The organism is Flavobacterium sp. GNP008 (assembly GCF_056428965.1).
Map to the genome: position 1 here is coordinate 1 of NZ_JBWJVL010000056.1, position 240 is coordinate 240.

Annotated in this window: 1 protein-coding gene; it reads left to right on the forward strand. The window is 62.1% G+C overall.

Annotation, left to right across the window (positions count from 1 at the left end):
- Nucleotides 1–240 (forward strand): hypothetical protein (locus tag AC0608_RS13860; RefSeq protein WP_478289488.1); only part of this gene is annotated, 240 nt, incomplete at both ends.

Below are 240 nucleotides of genomic sequence, written 5' to 3' on the forward strand. Positions count from 1 at the left end.
TCGACTACGCGGCCAACGCCTGGTACGCCCAGGCCGACTACGCCTTTGGCGACCTGCCGCTGACGCCGATCCTCGGCTATCGCTACGCAAGCTTTTCCGGGGACGACAACCTGGGCGACAACCGGCAGAAGGCCTGGGACCCGTTGAGCAAGGGCTTCATCGACTGGGGCACCTGGCTGGTGGGCGATGTGGTCGGCAACTACCTGTTGTTCAACAGCAATGAAAACGTCCAGCAGTTCT